Genomic DNA, 17,690 nt, shown 5'->3' with positions numbered 1-17,690 from the left:
GTGTCCCGTGCCCTTTAAACCCTTAGTCACCGCAGGTATCGAAAACGTACTGAATGCTTTTCTCTATCGTGCTCCGGCGCTTAAAGCAGCGCGTCAGCGGCTAAACGGGAAGGTATTACGTATTGTTTTAAAAGAGTTCTCGACGCCGCTTGTGCTGGTCTTCAGCGAACGCCAGCTTGACGTTCTGGGGGCGTGGGAAGGTGACGCCGACTGCTCGGTCATCACGCACATGAGCGTGCTGCCAAAACTGCGCGATCGCCAGCAATTAACGGCGCTTATCCGCAGTGGTGAACTGGAAGTGGAAGGTGACATTCAGGTCGTGCAGAACTTCGTTGCGCTCACCGATCTGGCGGAGTTCGACCCGGCAGAACTGCTCGCGCCCTTTATCGGCGACATTGCCGCTGAAGGTATCGGGAAAGTCCTTCAGGGTGGCACCTCCTTAGCGCGTAAAAGCCTGCAACGTCAGCAACGCTATGCGGCGGAAGTGCTGACGGAGGAGTGGCGAATGGCGCCCGGTCCACTGGAAGTGGCATGGTTTGCGGAAGAGACCGCGGCTGTTGAACGTGCGGTTGATGCCTTAACCAAACGGCTGGAAAAACTGGAGGGCAAATGACGCCTGGTGAAATTCGGCGCCTCTATTTCATTATTCGCACCTTTTTAAGCTACGGGCTCGACGAGCTTATCCCCAAAATGCGTATCACGCTGCCGCTTCGCATCTGGCGGCGGATGCTCTTCTGGATGCCTAATCGCCATAAAGGTCAACCGCTGGGTGAGCGTCTTCGCCTCGCATTGCAGGAGCTCGGTCCGGTATGGATTAAGTTCGGGCAGATGCTCTCGACCCGCCGCGATCTCTTCCCGCCGCTGATTGCTGATGAACTCGCGATGCTGCAGGACCGCGTCGCACCGTTTGACGGTGCGCGCGCGAAAAAGCAAATTGAAGAGGCCATGGGCAACATTCCCATTGAGACCTGGTTTGACGATTTCGATATTCAGCCACTGGCATCGGCCTCTATCGCTCAGGTACACACCGCGCGCCTGAAAGAAAATGGCAAGGAAGTGGTTATTAAGGTCATTCGTCCGGACATCCTGCCCATCATCAAAGCAGACATGAAGCTGATTTATCGTCTGGCGCGCTGGGTGCCGCGTCTGCTTCCGGACGGACGTCGTTTGCGTCCAATGGAAGTGGTGCGGGAATATGAAAAAACGCTGATTGATGAGCTTAACCTGCTGCGTGAATCGGCAAACGCCATTCAGCTGCGTCGCAACTTTGAAAACAGCCCGATGCTCTATGTCCCTGAAGTCTATTCTGACTACTGCAGCCAGAACATGATGGTGATGGAGCGTATCTACGGTATTCCGGTTTCGGATGTGGTGGCCCTGGATAAGCAGGGAACGAACATGAAGCTGTTGGCCGAGCGTGGCGTGCAGGTCTTCTTCACCCAGGTGTTCCGCGACAGCTTTTTCCATGCGGACATGCACCCGGGCAATATCTTCGTGAGCTATGAGCATCCTGAGGATCCGAAGTATATCGGTATCGACTGCGGGATTGTGGGGTCGCTGAATAAAGAAGATAAACGCTATCTGGCCGAGAATTTCATCGCGTTCTTCAACCGCGACTACCGTAAGGTGGCCGAGCTACACGTCGATTCCGGCTGGGTGCCGCCGGACACCAACGTCGAAGAGTTCGAGTTTGCGATCCGGACCGTTTGCGAACCGATTTTTGAAAAACCGCTGGCGGAAATCTCCTTCGGACATGTGCTGTTGAACCTGTTCAACACGGCTCGCCGCTTTAATATGGAAGTTCAGCCACAGCTAGTTTTACTTCAGAAAACATTACTTTACGTTGAGGGTGTAGGCCGACAGCTCTATCCTCAGTTAGACTTGTGGAAGACCGCGAAACCTTTCCTTGAATCCTGGATTAAGGATCAGGTTGGTATTCCGGCGCTGGTGCGCTCGCTGAAAGAGAAAGGCCCGTTCTGGATAGAAAAAATGCCTGAAATTCCTGAACTGGTTTATGACAGTTTGCGTCAGAGCAAGAACCTTCAGCACAGCATGGATAAAATCGCTCGCGAACTTCAGTCCAGCCGTGTTCGTCAAGGGCAGTCACGCTATCTCTTTGGGATTGGCGCAACGCTGCTGCTGAGCGGTACGCTGCTGCTAATCAACCGCCCGGAGTGGCAGATGATGCCCGCCTGGCTGATGGCCGCCGGGGTGGTTGTCTGGCTTGCCGGATGGCGAAAAACGCGCTGAGTTTGCGTCGCTATCGACGGGTCGCATACGTATAATGCGACCTGACTCATTAATCATCTATCCCTGAGGAACGTGTATGGGTGGTATCAGTATCTGGCAATTGTTGATCATTGCCGTCATCGTCGTGCTGTTGTTTGGCACCAAAAAGCTCGGTTCTATTGGTTCCGATCTGGGCGCGTCTATCAAAGGCTTCAAGAAAGCGATGAGCGATGATGAGAGCAAGCAGGATAAAACCAGCCAGGACGCTGACTTTACTGCTAAATCCATCTCCGACAAGCAAGAAGAAGCCAAAAAGGAAGACGCTAAACGCCACGATAAAGAGCAGGTGTAAGTCGTGTTCGACATTGGTTTTAGTGAGCTCCTGCTGGTCTTTGTGATTGGCCTGATCGTGCTGGGGCCTCAGCGTCTGCCGGTGGCGGTGAAAACCGTTGCGGGCTGGGTTCGTGCGCTGAGATCGCTGGCATCGACCGTTCAGAATGAACTGGCTCAGGAGCTTAAGCTGCAGGAATTTCAGGAAAGCCTGAAAAAGGTTGAGAAGGCGAGCATGGATAACCTGACGCCGGAACTGAAAGCATCAATGGATGAGCTGCGCGAAGCGGCGGAATCCATGAAGCGCTCCTACAGCATTAACGATCCTGAAAAAGCGAGCGATGAAGCGAACACCATCCATAACCCGGTGGTGAAGGGCAGCGAAGAGCAGCGTGAAGGCGTAACGCCTGCCAGCGCTGAACATCAGGCTGCTGCGCCTGAACAGACGCCGCAGGAAACCGAAGTGAAAAAGCAGGTGCAGCCGGAAAAGCCCGTGGTTAATGCTGCCGAGGCAAAACCCGCCGCGCCCGTTTCCGAATCATCCCCCTCGTCGAGTGATAAAGCGTAAACATGGCTGTAGATGATACTCAACCGCTGATTACGCACCTCATAGAGCTGCGTAAGCGCCTGTTAAACTGCATTATTGCGGTTCTCGTTATTTTTCTATGCCTGGTCTATTTCGCCAACGATATCTACCAGGTGGTTTCTGCGCCGCTGATCAAGCAGATGCCGCTGGGCGCAACGATGATTGCAACAGACGTTGCTTCTCCGTTCTTTACCCCCATCAAGCTGACCTTTTGGGTGTCGTTGATTGCCTCTGCGCCCGTGATTCTGTACCAGGTGTGGGCCTTTGTAGCGCCAGCACTGTATAAGCACGAACGTAAGCTGGTCATCCCGCTGCTGGTGTCCAGTTCGCTGCTGTTCTATATCGGCATGGCGTTTGCCTATTTCGTTGTCTTCCCGCTGGCCTTCGGCTTCCTGACGCATACCGCGCCGGAAGGCGTCCAGGTGTCGACAGATATCGCCAGCTACCTCAGCTTTGTGATGGCGCTGTTTATGGCGTTCGGCGTGGCCTTTGAAGTACCGGTGGCCATTGTGCTGCTCTGCTGGGTAGGGGTCACCACGCCGGATGACCTGCGTAAGAAGCGTCCGTATATCCTGGTCGGCGCATTTGTGGTTGGCATGCTGCTGACACCGCCGGATGTGTTCTCCCAGACGCTGCTGGCCATACCGATGTACTGCCTGTTTGAGGTCGGCGTCTTCTTCTCACGGTTCTACGTGGGTAAAGGGCGTCGGTCGGATGACGAAGACGCGACGTCCGACAAGACCACTGAAGAGTAAAACCAGCCGCCCGTCAGGGCGGTTGTTATATGGGGATTCGCATGTTTGATATCGGACTTAACCTGACCAGCTCGCAGTTTGCGAAAGATCGCGATGAGGTGGTTGCGCGCGCGTTTGCCGCCGGGGTGAAAGGACTGCTGCTGACGGGCACCAACCTGCATGAGAGCGAGCAGGCGCAGCAGCTGGCGCAACGCTACGAACGCTGTTGGTCTACCGCGGGCGTACACCCACATGACAGCAGCCAGTGGAACCCGGAAAGCGGTGAAATCCTGCGCAGCCTGGCGAAGACACCGGAAGTGGTGGCGATTGGCGAATGCGGCCTCGATTTCAACCGTAACTTTTCCACGCCTGAAGAGCAGGAAAAGGCGTTCACTGCCCAGCTTGCGCTGGCGGCAGAGCTTGAAATGCCCGTATTTATGCACTGCCGCGACGCGCATGAGCGTTTCCTGACTCTGCTGGATCCGTGGCTCGAGAAACTCCCCGGCGCGGTGCTGCACTGTTTTACCGGCTCACGGCAGGAGGCGCTGGAGTGCCTGGAGCGCGGGCTTTATCTGGGGATTACCGGCTGGGTTTGCGATGAGCGCCGCGGGCTTGAGCTTCGGGAACTGTTGCCAGCGATCCCGGCTGACCGGTTGCTCCTTGAAACGGATGCGCCTTATCTGCTGCCGCGCGATATGAAACCCAAACCGGCATCGCGACGCAATGAGCCCGCTTATCTGGGGCACATTGTTGAGCGCGTCGCGACGTGGCGCGGAGAAGATCCGCACTGGCTTTCCGCGCAGACGGATGACAACGTGCGTAAGCTGTTCGGGATAAACGTTTAAAGCTTACGGAAGTCGGTGTTTTTAACGCTCTGCAGCACCTGCTTGTTCAGCAGATTAAGCAACAGCATGGAGCGCGCTTCCCCGTCCGGCTCGGCAAAAATCGCCTGCAGGCCTTCGAAAGCCCCTTCAGTAATCACGACGCTATCGCCCGTGTAGGGCGTTTCCGGGTCGGTAAGGCCTTCGGGCTGCTGATAAATCGACAGCTGGTGGATCACCGATGAGGGAACCGTCGCAGGGTGAGCGCCAAAGCGAACAAAATGGCTGACGCCGCGCGTGGCGCTGATGGTGGTGGTGTGGATCACCTCAGGGTCGAATTCCACGAACAGGTAGTTCGGGAACAACGGCTCGCTCACGGTTGTGCGCTTCCCGCGCTGCATTTTTTCAAGCGTGATCACGGGCGTCAGGCAATTGACAGACTGACGTTCAAGATGTTCCTGCGCGCGCTGAAGTTGCCCGCGTTTGCAATACAGTAAATACCAGGCCTGCATAATCACTCTTTCCCTTAGTTCGGGGCGCAAGCATATCAAAACCCTGGCGGGATCGCTAAGTTGATTATAATGGGCGAAAATGGGACAGAACGCATAACTTCACGCTAATTTAACAAAATTACAGCATCAAGCAGGCTTACGCCGTATAATGAAGCGCTTAAAGAGAGGCCATGATTAACTGCATGAAATACCACGATCTCCGCGACTTCCTGACGCTGCTGGAAAAGCAGGGTGAACTCAAACGTATTACACTTCCTGTTGATCCTTATCTGGAGATGACAGAAATTGCTGACCGCACCCTGCGTGCCGGTGGCCCCGCGTTACTGTTTGAAAATCCGAAAGGGTACGCCATGCCGGTGCTGTGCAACCTGTTTGGTACACCGCGTCGCGTCGCACTGGGGATGGGGCAGGAAGACGTCACAGCCCTGCGCGAAGTCGGTAAGCTGCTGGCCTTCCTGAAAGAGCCGGAGCCGCCGAAAGGCTTCCGCGATCTCTTCGACAAGCTGCCGCAGTTTAAGCAGGTGCTGAACATGCCCACTAAACGCCTGCGCGGCGCGCCGTGCCAGCAGAAGGTGCTGGAAGGCGATGCAGTTGATTTGACTAAAATCCCTATCATGCAGTGTTGGCCGGAAGATGCCGCGCCGCTGATCACCTGGGGACTGACCGTCACGCGCGGCCCGCACAAAGAGCGCCAGAATCTCGGTATTTACCGCCAGCAGTTGATTGGCAAGAATAAGCTCATTATGCGCTGGCTGTCGCATCGCGGCGGCGCGCTGGATTTCCAGGAGTGGTGTGCTGCGAATCCAGGTGAACGTTTCCCGGTGTCCGTTGCGCTGGGCGCCGATCCGGCCACCATTCTCGGGGCCGTCACGCCCGTACCGGATACGCTCTCGGAGTATGCCTTTGCTGGCCTGCTGCGCGGGACGAAAACCGAAGTCGTGAAGTGTATCTCTAACGATCTTGAAGTCCCGGCCAGTGCAGAAATTGTGCTGGAAGGTTACATTGAATCGGGTGAAATGGCGCCGGAAGGCCCTTACGGCGACCACACCGGCTATTACAACGAAGTGGATAACTTCCCGGTGTTTACCGTGACGCACATTACGCAGCGTGAAGATGCGATTTATCACTCCACGTATACCGGGCGTCCACCGGATGAACCGGCGGTACTGGGCGTGGCGCTGAATGAAGTGTTTGTGCCGATCCTGCAAAAGCAGTTCCCGGAAATTGTTGATTTTTATCTGCCGCCTGAAGGATGCTCGTATCGCATGGCGGTGGTCACGATGAAGAAGCAGTATCCAGGTCATGCTAAACGCGTGATGATGGGCGTGTGGTCTTTCCTGCGCCAGTTTATGTATACCAAATTTGTTATTGTCTGCGATGATGACGTTAACGCCCGCGACTGGAATGACGTAATCTGGGCCATTACCACGCGAATGGACCCGGCGCGCGATACGGTGTTAGTCGAAAACACGCCGATTGATTATCTGGATTTTGCCTCGCCGGTTTCCGGTCTTGGCTCAAAGATGGGACTGGATGCCACAAATAAATGGCCTGGCGAAACCGACCGTGAATGGGGTCGCCCGATCAAAAAAGATCCTGCTGTGACCGCGCGCATTGACGCGATCTGGGACGAGCTGGCCATAATGAATAACGGTAAACCCTGAGCTGACCGTTAAGCCCTATAGACTTCCCGACAGAGAGAGCGAATGACAACCTTAAGCTGTAAAGTGACCTCGGTAGATGCCATCACCGACACCGTATATCGCGTCCGTTTAGTGCCAGAAGCGCCATTCTCTTTCCGCGCGGGTCAGTACCTGATGGTCGTGATGGATGAGCGTGATAAGCGTCCTTTCTCCATGGCCTCCACGCCAGCGGAGCAGGAATTTATTGAGCTTCATATCGGTGCGTCAGAGCTTAACCTGTATGCGATGGCCGTCATGGACCGCATTCTGAAAGAGCGCGAGATCGTAGTGGATATTCCGCACGGTGATGCGTGGCTGCGCGATGACGAAGACCGTCCGCTGATCCTGATTGCTGGTGGTACAGGCTTCTCCTACGTGCGCTCCATTCTGTTGACCGCCCTGGCGCGTAACCCTGACCGTGATATCACGATCTACTGGGGTGGCCGTGAAGAGAAACACCTGTATGACCTGTCTGAACTGGAAGCGTTGAGCGTCACCCATCCTAACCTGCGCATTGAGCCGGTGGTTGAGCAGCCGGAAGAGGGCTGGCGCGGGCGTAGCGGGACGGTGCTGACGGCAGTGCTGCAGGATCACGGTACGCTGGCGGGGCATGATATCTACATTGCAGGGCGTTTCGAGATGGCGAAAATCGCCCGCGATCTGTTCTGTAACGAACGTGATGCGCGTGAAGACCGCCTGTTTGGCGATGCGTTTGCTTTCATTTAAATAAAAAACCCGCCCCTGACAGGCGGGAAGAACGGCAACTAAACTGTTTCTCTTCGCCAGTGACACGACTGGCGGCGAGGTACCTCTCGTAGGCCGGGAAAGCGCAGCGCCTCCCGGCAAAAGCCCGATGGCGCGATGCTTATCGGGCCTACGTTATAGCCTTACACTCTCTCAAACACCGTCGCGATACCCTGACCCAGCCCGATACACATCGTTGCCAGACCAAACTGGGCATCTTTGCGTTCCATCAGGTTGATCAGCGTCGTGCTGATACGCGCCCCGGAGCAGCCCAGCGGGTGACCGAGGGCGATCGCGCCGCCGTTGAGGTTAATCTTCTCGTCGATCTGCTCCAGCAGCCCCAGATCTTTAATGCACGGCAGGATCTGCGCGGCAAACGCTTCGTTCATCTCAAAGAGATCGATGTCGCTGGCGGTTAAGCCCGCTTTTTTCAGCGCCAGCTTTGAAGCCGGAACCGGGCCGTAGCCCATGATCGACGGATCGCAGCCCACGACCGCCATCGAGCGTACCCGAGCGCGAGGCGTTAATCCCAGCTCGCGGGCGCGGCTTTCGCTCATTACCAGCATCGCGGCGGCGCCGTCGGACAACGCCGACGAGGTCCCTGCCGTGACCGTACCGGTGACGGGGTCAAACGCCGGACGCAGCGTGGAAAGCGCTTCGACGGTGGTTTCCGGGCGGATGACTTCGTCGTAGCTGAACTGCTTCAGAACGCCGTCTGCATCGTGGCCGCCGGTAGGGATGATCTCGTTCTTAAAGGCACCAGACTGCGTGGCGGCCCATGCGCGAGCGTGAGAACGCGCGGCAAAGGCATCCTGCATTTCGCGGCTGATGCCGTGCAGGCGGGAGAGCATCTCGGCGGTCAGACCCATCATCCCCGCAGCTTTCGCCACGTTGCGGCTCATCCCTGGGTGGAAATCGACCCCGTGACTCATCGGGACGTGACCCATATGCTCGACGCCACCGACCAGGCAAGCCTGAGCATCGCCGGTCATGATCATGCGGGCAGCGTCGTGCAGCGCCTGCATTGATGAACCACACAGGCGGTTAACGGTGACGGCCGGAACCGAATGCGGGATCTCCGCCAGTAGCGACGCGTTGCGGGCGATGTTGAAGCCCTGCTCCAGGGTCTGCTGCACGCAGCCCCAGTAGATATCGTCGAGCGCAGCCGGATCCAGCGCCGGGTTACGCGCCAGCAGGCTACGCATCAGGTGCGCGGAGAGGTCTTCCGCACGCACGTTACGGAACGCGCCGCCTTTTGAACGGCCCATCGGGGTGCGAATCGCATCAACAATGACAACCTTTTCCATTGTGACTCCTTAAGCCGTTTTCAGCTCGCCAACCGGACGGGCTGGCTCAACTGCGGGATAGTAGGGTTCGTTATGGCGCGCTTTGTTACGCAGCCCTTCCGGCACTTCATACAGCGGGCCGAGGTGCTGATACTGCTGAGCCATATCGAGATAGCGGGCGCTGCCGAGCGTGTCCAGCCAGCGGAACGCGCCGCCGTGGAACGGAGGGAAGCCCAGGCCGTATACCAGCGCCATATCCGCTTCCGCCGGGCTGGCGATAATGCCTTCTTCGAGGCAACGCACCACTTCGTTGATCATCGGAATCATCATGCGGGCGATGATCTCATCGTCGGTGAAGTCGCGTTTCGGCTGACTGACATCGGCCAGCAGGCTATCCACCGCCGCGTCTTCTTCTTTCTTCGGTTTGCCCTTGCTGTCTTCTTTATAGCGCCAGAAGCCCAGACCGTTTTTCTGACCGAAGCGGTTAGCGTCGAACAGCGCGTCAATCGCGTCGCGATAGTCTTTCTGCATGCGCTGCGGGAAGCCTGCCGCCATTACCGCCTGGGCGTGGTGGGCGGTATCAATGCCCACAACGTCCAGCAGATACGCCGGTCCCATCGGCCAGCCGAACTGTTTTTCCATCACTTTGTCGATTTTGCGGAAGTCCGCGCCGTCGCGCAGCAGCTGGCTAAAACCGGCGAAATAAGGGAACAGCACGCGGTTGACGAAGAAGCCCGGACAATCGTTAACGACGATCGGCGTTTTGCCCATCTTGCTGGCCCAGGCCACCACCTTGGCGATGGTGTCGTCAGAGGTTTTTTCCCCACGGATCACTTCGACCAGCGGCATACGGTGTACCGGGTTGAAGAAGTGCATACCGCAGAAGTTTTCCGGACGCTTCAGCACGCTCGCCAGTTCGCTGATTGGAATGGTGGAGGTGTTAGAGGCCAGCACGGTATCCGGGCGAACCTTGTCTTCCGTTTCCGCCAGCACCGCTTTTTTAACCTTCGGGTTCTCGACGACGGCTTCGACCACCACGTCGACACGATCAAAACCGCTGTATTCCAGCACGGGCTGAATGGTGGAAATCACGCCTGCAAGCTTCAGACCGTCAATTTTGCCGCGCTCAAGCTGTTTATTCAGCAGCTTGGCTGCTTCGGTCATGCCCAGCGTCAGGGATTTCTCGTTGATGTCTTTCATCACCACCGGCACGCCTTTCCAGGCTGACTGGTAAGCGATGCCGCCACCCATAATGCCCGCGCCGAGTACCGCCGCATGTTTTGGCGTCTCAACGTTTTTGGTCAACTGTTTGGCTTTGCCTTTCACGAACTGATCGTTCAGGAAGATACCGACCAGCGCGCGAGCTTCATTGGTGTGCGCCAGCGGGACAAAGCTCTGATTTTCGAGCTTCAGAGCTTCATCGCGTCCGAGACGGGCAGCCGCTTCAATGGTTTTCACCGCCGTGATCGGCGCCGGGTAGTGTTTACCCGCCGTCTGCATCACCATGCCTTTGGCGATGGTGAAGCTCATGGTGGCTTCAATCTTGCTGAGTTTTAACGGTTCCAGCTTCGGCTGGCGTTTGGCTTTCCAGTCGAGATCGCCGTTAATCGCCTGACGCAGAATGGCGAGTGCGCCTTCAACAAGCTTCTCAGGTTTTACAACGCCGTCGACCAGGCCAATTTTCTGCGCCTGTTCTGCGCCGACATCTTTACCCGCGGCAATGATCTCCAGCGCGCTGTCGGCACCGAGCATGCGCGGCATACGGACGGAGCCGCCAAAGCCCGGCATAATGCCCAGCTTGGTTTCCGGCAGGCCGATGCGCAGGTCCGGCGTCGCCAGGCGATAGTCGGTCGCCAGCACGCACTCGCAGCCACCGCCCAGCGCATAGCCGTTAACGGCGGAAATAGTCGGGACAGGCAGATCTTCCAGACGATTAAAGACGCTGTTGGCAAAGTGCAGCCACTGGCTCAGCTGTTCTTCCGGGACCAGGAACAGCGAAAGGAACTCGGTGATATCGGCACCGACGATAAAGGCCGCTTTGTTCGAACGCAGCAGCAGCCCTTTTAATTCAGGTTGTTTTTCAAGAACATCCAGCGCCTGGCCAAGACTGGCCACCGTCGCGGTATCAAGCTTGTTCACTGAGCCGGGGGCATCGAACACCAGTTCGGCAATGCCATCTTCCAGCCAGTTGAGGTACAGGGTGTCGCCTTTGTAGAGCATGTCAGTCTCCTGAATCCAGCAATTGGATCTGGTCATACCAGATGAATCGGAGTGTGGGATTTATGTTAATAAAATGCAAATTACTCATTAAGAAATTGCTGCATTGATCACGGTCGGTGGAAATCACGCAGGCGGAGTGAGGTGTGCTAAGATGCGATGACTTGAGGTCAAAAAACGAAAGGAATAATGATGGACTCACTGGCTTCGCTTTATAAAAATCATATCGTTACCCTACAGGAACGTACCCGCGATGTACTGGCCCGCTTTAAGCTGGATGCGCTGCTGATCCACTCCGGCGAGCTGATGAATACCTTTCTGGATGACCACGCTTATCCGTTCAAGGTGAACCCACAATTTAAGGCGTGGGTGCCGGTGACGCAGGTGCCCAACTGCTGGCTGCTGGTGGATGGCGTGAACAAGCCGAAACTGTGGTTCTACCTGCCGGTCGATTACTGGCACAACGTTGAGCCGCTGCCGACCTCTTTCTGGACGGAAGAGATTGAGGTCATTGCGCTGCCAAAAGCGGACGGTATTGGCGGCCAGCTGCCTGCCGCACGTGGCAACATCGCCTATATTGGCCCTGTTCCGGAGCGTGCATTGGGCCTGGATATTGCGGCAGACAAACTCAACCCGAAAGGGGTGCTGGATTACCTCCACTATTACCGCGCGTACAAAACCGACTACGAACTTTACTGCATGCGTGAAGCGCAAAAGACCGCGGTGAACGGTCACCGTGCGGCGCATGAAGCCTTCCAGTCCGGCATGAGCGAGTTCGATATCAACCAGGCGTACCTGACCGCCACCGGTCATCGCGATACCGACGTGCCGTACAGCAACATTGTCGCGCTCAACGAGCACGCGTCCGTCCTGCACTACACCAAACTGGATCACCAGGTTCCGTCGGAAATGCGCAGCTTCCTGCTGGACGCAGGGGCAGAGTACAACGGCTACGCGGCCGACCTGACCCGCACCTGGGCGGCGAATGCGGACACCGAGTTCGCGCAGCTGATCAAAGACGTGAACGATGAACAGCTGGCGCTGATTGCCACCATGAAGGCGGGCACCAGCTATGTGGATTACCACATCCAGTTCCATCAGCGCATCGCCAAACTGCTGCGTAAGCACCAGATTGTGAAAGACATGAGTGAAGAGGCGATGGTCGAGAACGATCTGACCGGGCCCTTCATGCCGCACGGCATTGGTCACCCGCTGGGCCTGCAGGTGCACGACGTTGCGGGCTTTATGCAGGATGATACCGGTACGCACCTGGCGGCACCGTCTAAATATCCTTACCTGCGCTGCACCCGCATTCTGGAACCGCGCATGGTGCTGACGATTGAACCGGGGATCTACTTTATCGAATCCCTGCTGGCGCCGTGGCGTGAAGGCCAGTTCAGCAAGCACTTCAACTGGGAAAAAATTGACGCGCTGAAGCCGTTTGGCGGTATTCGTATCGAAGATAACGTGGTGATTCACGAAAACGGTATCGAGAATATGACGCGAGACCTGAAGCTGGCCTGATGGAAAGCTGGCTAATACCGGCTGAACCGGTCACCTTTGTTGAGGAAATCAAGAAAAGCCGCTTTATTACGCTGCTGGCGCATACCGACGGCGTAGAGGCGGCAAAAGCGTTTGTCGAGTCCGTCCGGGCTGAGCATCCTGACGCCCGTCACCACTGCGTGGCGTGGGTAGCAGGGCCGCCGGACGATTCGCAGCAGCTGGGGTTTTCCGATGACGGTGAACCGGCGGGCACGGCCGGTAAACCCATGCTCTCCCAGCTAATGGGCAGCGGCGTGGGCGAAATAACCTCCGTGGTGGTGCGCTACTACGGCGGCATTTTGTTAGGCACCGGTGGGCTGGTTAAAGCCTATGGCGGGGGCGTGCAGCAGGCGCTTAATATGCTGGTCACTACCCGCAAAACGCCGCTTACCGAATATACTTTATTATGCGATTACGCCCAGCTATCGGGTATTGAAGCGCTGCTGCGGCAGTTTAACGGTGTCATCGCACACAGTGAATATCAGGCAATGGTGCAATTACGCGTGGCGCTTCCTCAGGCGGAACTGGCTGCTTTTTCAGCAAAACTCGCTGATTTTAGTCGTGGTTCGTTGCAATTGCTGCCGATTGAAGAATAATCCCCACCTCACTTTTGAATACCAAAGGAAGCGGCAGAGATGCATTTTCGTGCCATAACCCGAATCGTTGGACTGCTGGTCATACTCTTTTCCGGGACGATGATTCTCCCTGGACTGGTGGCGCTTATCTACCGGGACGGCGCGGGGCGGGCATTTACCCAGACCTTCTTTGTCGCGCTGGCGATCGGCTCCCTGCTGTGGTGGCCGAACCGTCGTCAGAAAGGTGAACTGAAATCTCGCGAAGGCTTTCTGATTGTGGTCCTGTTCTGGACGGTACTGGGGAGCGTCGGTTCGCTGCCCTTTATCTTCTCTGAACAGCCTAACCTGAGCATCACGGATGCCTTCTTTGAATCCTTCTCCGGCTTAACGACGACCGGGGCGACGACGCTGGTAGGACTGGATTCGCTGCCGCATGCGATTCTCTTTTATCGTCAGATGCTGCAGTGGTTCGGCGGTATGGGGATCATCGTCCTGGCGGTAGCTATCCTGCCTATACTGGGCGTCGGCGGGATGCAGCTTTATCGCGCGGAAATGCCCGGGCCGCTGAAAGACAATAAGATGCGGCCGCGTATTGCCGAGACGGCGAAAACCCTGTGGCTGATTTATGTCTTGCTGACTGTCGCCTGTGCGCTGGCGCTATGGTTTGCCGGGATGCCCGCGTTTGATGCTATCGGGCACAGTTTTGCGACGATTGCGATTGGCGGGTTCTCTACCCACGATGCCAGCGTCGGCTACTTCGACAGCCCAACGATTAACACTATCATTGCCATTTTCCTGCTGATCTCTGGCTGTAACTACGGTCTGCATTTCTCTTTACTGAGCGGGCGCAGCCTGAAGGTGTACTGGCGTGACCCTGAGTTCCGCATGTTTATTGGCGTCCAGCTGACGCTGGTAATTATCTGTACCCTGGTGCTCTGGTTCCATGATGTCTATAACTCCGCGTTGACCACGCTAAACCAGGCCTTCTTCCAGGTGGTATCGATGGCGACAACCGCCGGGTTTACCACGGACAGCATCGCCCGTTGGCCGCTGTTCCTGCCGGTGCTTCTGCTCTGTTCCGCGTTTATCGGCGGCTGTGCGGGGTCGACGGGCGGTGGTCTGAAGGTGATCCGTATTCTGCTGCTGTTTAAGCAGGGCAACCGTGAGCTGAAGCGTCTGGTCCACCCGAACGCGGTCTACAGCATCAAGCTGGGGAACCGTGCGCTGCCGGAACGTATCCTCGAAGCGGTGTGGGGATTCTTCTCGGCGTATGCGCTGGTCTTTATCGTCAGTATGCTGGCGATTATCGCGACGGGAGTGGATGATTTCTCCGCCTTTGCGTCCGTCGTCGCAACATTGAATAACCTCGGGCCTGGCCTGGGCGTGGTGGCGGATAACTTTGCCAGTATGAACCCTGTCGCGAAATGGATCCTCATCGCCAATATGCTGTTTGGTCGTCTTGAGGTCTTTACGCTGCTGGTGCTGTTCACCCCTACATTCTGGCGCGAGTAAGGAGCCGTTGATGAAAACACTGATTCTTTTCTCTACGCGAGACGGGCAAACGCGTGAGATTGCCGCCTATCTGGCATCTGAACTCAAAGAGCTGGGGATTTACTCGGATGTGGTAAACCTGAACCGTGCGGATCAGATTACCTGGCAGGATTACGATCGCGTGGTGATTGGTGCATCTATTCGTTACGGGCATTTCCATCCGGCGCTGGATCGCTTTGTAAAAAAGCATACGGCGAAGCTCAATACGTTGCCCGGCGCGTTCTACTCGGTCAATCTGGTCGCGCGTAAACCCGAGAAGCGCACGCCGCAGACCAACAGCTACACGCGCAAGTTTTTACTCAACTCGCCGTGGCAGCCAGAACTGTGCGCCGTCTTTGCTGGCGCGCTGCGCTACCCTCGCTACCGCTGGTATGACCGCTTTATGATCCGTCTTATTATGAAGATGACGGGGGGCGAAACCGACACGCGTAAAGAAGTGGTTTATACCGACTGGTCGCAGGTAGCCAGTTTTGCGCGAGAAATCGCACATTTAACGGGCGATTCGCGACATAAATAAGCGTTAAGTTTGAAAAGTGAGCGAACGAAAAGTTTTTTGTATTTTGTGCTTGTCACTTCAGAATAACTCCCTATAATGCGCCTCCACTGACACGGAACAACGGCACACACGCCGCCGGGTCAGCAGAGAAAAGCGAAAATAAACGCTTGACTCTGAGGCGGGAAAGCGTAATATGCACACCCCGCGCCGCAGCGAAAACGAAGCGGCACTGCTCTTTAACAATTTATCAGACAATCTGTGTGGGCACTCAAAGTGACATGGATTCTTAATGTCTTCGGACAATAAATGAATACCAAGTCTCTGAGTGAACATGCGTAATTCATTACGAAGTTTAATTCACGAGCATCAAACTTAAATTGAAGAGTTTGATCATGGCTCAGATTGAACGCTGGCGGCAGGCCTAACACATGCAAGTCGAGCGGCAGCGGAAAGTAGCTTGCTACTTTGCCGGCGAGCGGCGGACGGGTGAGTAATGTCTGGGAAACTGCCTGATGGAGGGGGATAACTACTGGAAACGGTAGCTAATACCGCATAACGTCGCAAGACCAAAGAGGGGGACCTTCGGGCCTCTTGCCATCAGATGTGCCCAGATGGGATTAGCTAGTAGGTGGGGTAACGGCTCACCTAGGCGACGATCCCTAGCTGGTCTGAGAGGATGACCAGCCACACTGGAACTGAGACACGGTCCAGACTCCTACGGGAGGCAGCAGTGGGGAATATTGCACAATGGGCGCAAGCCTGATGCAGCCATGCCGCGTGTATGAAGAAGGCCTTCGGGTTGTAAAGTACTTTCAGCGGGGAGGAAGGCGGTGAGGTTAATAACCTCATCGATTGACGTTACCCGCAGAAGAAGCACCGGCTAACTCCGTGCCAGCAGCCGCGGTAATACGGAGGGTGCAAGCGTTAATCGGAATTACTGGGCGTAAAGCGCACGCAGGCGGTCTGTCAAGTCGGATGTGAAATCCCCGGGCTCAACCTGGGAACTGCATTCGAAACTGGCAGGCTAGAGTCTTGTAGAGGGGGGTAGAATTCCAGGTGTAGCGGTGAAATGCGTAGAGATCTGGAGGAATACCGGTGGCGAAGGCGGCCCCCTGGACAAAGACTGACGCTCAGGTGCGAAAGCGTGGGGAGCAAACAGGATTAGATACCCTGGTAGTCCACGCCGTAAACGATGTCGACTTGGAGGTTGTGCCCTTGAGGCGTGGCTTCCGGAGCTAACGCGTTAAGTCGACCGCCTGGGGAGTACGGCCGCAAGGTTAAAACTCAAATGAATTGACGGGGGCCCGCACAAGCGGTGGAGCATGTGGTTTAATTCGATGCAACGCGAAGAACCTTACCTACTCTTGACATCCAGAGAACTTAGCAGAGATGCTTTGGTGCCTTCGGGAACTCTGAGACAGGTGCTGCATGGCTGTCGTCAGCTCGTGTTGTGAAATGTTGGGTTAAGTCCCGCAACGAGCGCAACCCTTATCCTTTGTTGCCAGCGGTTAGGCCGGGAACTCAAAGGAGACTGCCAGTGATAAACTGGAGGAAGGTGGGGATGACGTCAAGTCATCATGGCCCTTACGAGTAGGGCTACACACGTGCTACAATGGCGCATACAAAGAGAAGCGACCTCGCGAGAGCAAGCGGACCTCATAAAGTGCGTCGTAGTCCGGATTGGAGTCTGCAACTCGACTCCATGAAGTCGGAATCGCTAGTAATCGTAGATCAGAATGCTACGGTGAATACGTTCCCGGGCCTTGTACACACCGCCCGTCACACCATGGGAGTGGGTTGCAAAAGAAGTAGGTAGCTTAACCTTCGGGAGGGCGCTTACCACTTTGTGATTCATGACTGGGGTGAAGTCGTAACAAGGTAACCGTAGGGGAACCTGCGGTTGGATCACCTCCTTACCTTAAAGAACCTGCCTTTGTAGTGCTCACACAGATTGTCTGATGAAAAACAGCAGTAAAAATCTCTGCAGGCTTGTAGCTCAGGTGGTTAGAGCGCACCCCTGATAAGGGTGAGGTCGGTGGTTCAAGTCCACTCAGGCCTACCAAGTTTTCCCTGATACTGCGTTGCGGCAACGCTCACATACTGATGTATGCTTCGCGTTACCACGCCTTGTCTCAGGAAAAATTACCGGTACAGAGATTGCAAAACGATGGGGCTATAGCTCAGCTGGGAGAGCGCCTGCTTTGCACGCAGGAGGTCTGCGGTTCGATCCCGCATAGCTCCACCATCTTTTACTGCGAACCCAAGAAAACTTCAGAGTGAACCTGAAAAGGTGCACTGCGAAGTTTTGCTCTTTAAAAATCTGGATCAAGCTGAAAATTGAAACGACACATCTTTAATGGTGTGTTCGAGTCTCTCAAATTTTCG

At 55.8% G+C, this 17,690-nt stretch carries 15 protein-coding genes, 2 tRNA genes and 1 rRNA gene; 15 read left to right on the top strand and 3 right to left on the bottom strand.

Annotated elements, in window-relative coordinates; genetic code table 11:
• The first annotated feature begins 7 nt into the window (after positions 1-7).
• The 6 genes from ubiJ (at position 8) to tatD (ending at position 4,724) form a co-directional block, all read left to right on the top strand.
• Entirely contained in the window at positions 8-613 is a 606-nt protein-coding gene (gene ubiJ, locus ACMGGQ_RS20000; protein ID WP_262752691.1) for a ubiquinone biosynthesis protein UbiJ, read from the top strand.
• Complete coding sequence (gene ubiB, locus ACMGGQ_RS19995; RefSeq protein ID WP_262805968.1) at positions 610-2,250, top strand: ubiquinone biosynthesis regulatory protein kinase UbiB; 1,641 nt, start codon at positions 610-612, stop codon at positions 2,248-2,250. Before ubiJ ends, ubiB begins: the two co-directional genes overlap by 4 nt.
• A 76-nt stretch (positions 2,251-2,326) precedes the next feature.
• Positions 2,327-2,581 (top strand): Sec-independent protein translocase subunit TatA, encoded by a 255-nt coding sequence (gene tatA, locus ACMGGQ_RS19990; RefSeq protein WP_020882874.1) that lies wholly within the window; start codon positions 2,327-2,329, stop codon positions 2,579-2,581.
• Between the two features lie 3 nt (positions 2,582-2,584).
• On the top strand, positions 2,585-3,127 hold the full coding sequence (tatB, locus tag ACMGGQ_RS19985) for a Sec-independent protein translocase protein TatB (protein ID WP_008501521.1): 543 nt from the start codon (positions 2,585-2,587) through the stop codon (positions 3,125-3,127).
• A 2-nt stretch (positions 3,128-3,129) separates the two neighbouring features.
• The gene (gene tatC / locus ACMGGQ_RS19980) at positions 3,130-3,900 is read left to right on the top strand and encodes a Sec-independent protein translocase subunit TatC (RefSeq protein WP_045909218.1); all 771 of its coding nucleotides are present in this window, start codon (positions 3,130-3,132) and stop codon (positions 3,898-3,900) included.
• A gap of 41 nt (positions 3,901-3,941) precedes the next feature.
• Entirely contained in the window at positions 3,942-4,724 is a 783-nt protein-coding gene (gene tatD, locus ACMGGQ_RS19975; protein ID WP_262805967.1) for a 3'-5' ssDNA/RNA exonuclease TatD, read from the top strand.
• Here the strand turns inward: tatD and rfaH are convergent.
• Positions 4,721-5,212: a transcription/translation regulatory transformer protein RfaH gene (rfaH, locus tag ACMGGQ_RS19970; RefSeq protein WP_028015881.1), complete on the bottom strand. Its 492-nt coding sequence runs from the start codon at positions 5,210-5,212 to the stop codon at positions 4,721-4,723. The two genes, tatD and rfaH, sit on opposite strands and share 4 nt — an antisense overlap.
• Before the next feature lie 170 nt (positions 5,213-5,382).
• On the opposite strand from rfaH, the gene ubiD reads away from it, so the two are divergent.
• Positions 5,383-6,876 (top strand): 4-hydroxy-3-polyprenylbenzoate decarboxylase, encoded by a 1,494-nt coding sequence (ubiD, locus tag ACMGGQ_RS19965; RefSeq protein ID WP_420290425.1) that lies wholly within the window; start codon positions 5,383-5,385, stop codon positions 6,874-6,876.
• 42 nt (positions 6,877-6,918) lie between these two features.
• Positions 6,919-7,620 (top strand): NAD(P)H-flavin reductase, encoded by a 702-nt coding sequence (fre, locus tag ACMGGQ_RS19960; protein WP_008501516.1) that lies wholly within the window; start codon positions 6,919-6,921, stop codon positions 7,618-7,620.
• 161 nt (positions 7,621-7,781) lie between these two features.
• Here the strand turns inward: fre and fadA are convergent, their stop codons facing one another.
• Together fadA and fadB are read right to left on the bottom strand one after the other, a co-directional pair.
• On the bottom strand, positions 7,782-8,945 hold the full coding sequence (fadA, locus tag ACMGGQ_RS19955; protein WP_048226879.1) for an acetyl-CoA C-acyltransferase FadA: 1,164 nt from the start codon (positions 8,943-8,945) through the stop codon (positions 7,782-7,784).
• Between the two features lie 9 nt (positions 8,946-8,954).
• The gene (gene fadB / locus ACMGGQ_RS19950; protein ID WP_252078035.1) at positions 8,955-11,144 is read right to left on the bottom strand and encodes a fatty acid oxidation complex subunit alpha FadB; all 2,190 of its coding nucleotides are present in this window, start codon (positions 11,142-11,144) and stop codon (positions 8,955-8,957) included.
• A gap of 189 nt (positions 11,145-11,333) precedes the next feature.
• Between fadB and pepQ the strand changes: the two genes are divergently transcribed.
• The 7 genes from pepQ (at position 11,334) to ACMGGQ_RS19915 (ending at position 17,550) form a co-directional block, all read left to right on the top strand.
• Positions 11,334-12,665: a Xaa-Pro dipeptidase gene (pepQ, locus tag ACMGGQ_RS19945; RefSeq protein WP_104949907.1), complete on the top strand. Its 1,332-nt coding sequence runs from the start codon at positions 11,334-11,336 to the stop codon at positions 12,663-12,665.
• Positions 12,665-13,279: an IMPACT family protein gene (locus ACMGGQ_RS19940; RefSeq protein ID WP_420290424.1), complete on the top strand. Its 615-nt coding sequence runs from the start codon at positions 12,665-12,667 to the stop codon at positions 13,277-13,279. Before pepQ ends, ACMGGQ_RS19940 begins: the two co-directional genes overlap by 1 nt.
• Before the next feature lie 39 nt (positions 13,280-13,318).
• Positions 13,319-14,770, top strand: coding sequence for a Trk system potassium transporter TrkH (gene trkH / locus ACMGGQ_RS19935; RefSeq protein WP_023309600.1), 1,452 nt, complete (start codon positions 13,319-13,321; stop codon positions 14,768-14,770).
• A 10-nt stretch (positions 14,771-14,780) separates the two neighbouring features.
• A complete protein-coding gene (gene hemG / locus ACMGGQ_RS19930; protein WP_045909212.1) occupies positions 14,781-15,326 on the top strand; it encodes a menaquinone-dependent protoporphyrinogen IX dehydrogenase in 546 nt (181 codons plus the stop codon).
• A 353-nt stretch (positions 15,327-15,679) separates the two neighbouring features.
• A 16S ribosomal RNA gene (locus ACMGGQ_RS19925) occupies positions 15,680-17,221 on the top strand.
• A gap of 69 nt (positions 17,222-17,290) precedes the next feature.
• Positions 17,291-17,367, top strand: a tRNA-Ile gene (locus ACMGGQ_RS19920).
• A gap of 107 nt (positions 17,368-17,474) precedes the next feature.
• Positions 17,475-17,550: transfer RNA gene (locus ACMGGQ_RS19915), tRNA-Ala, on the top strand.
• The last annotated feature ends 140 nt before the right edge of the window (positions 17,551-17,690 follow it).

It is taken from the genome of Enterobacter sp. BNK-13 (assembly GCF_048685015.1).
GTDB classification, from domain to species: Bacteria; Pseudomonadota; Gammaproteobacteria; order Enterobacterales; family Enterobacteriaceae; genus Enterobacter; species Enterobacter quasiroggenkampii.
Note: the sequence above shows the minus strand (reverse complement) of the source record. Positions and strands in the feature narration are given on the sequence as shown.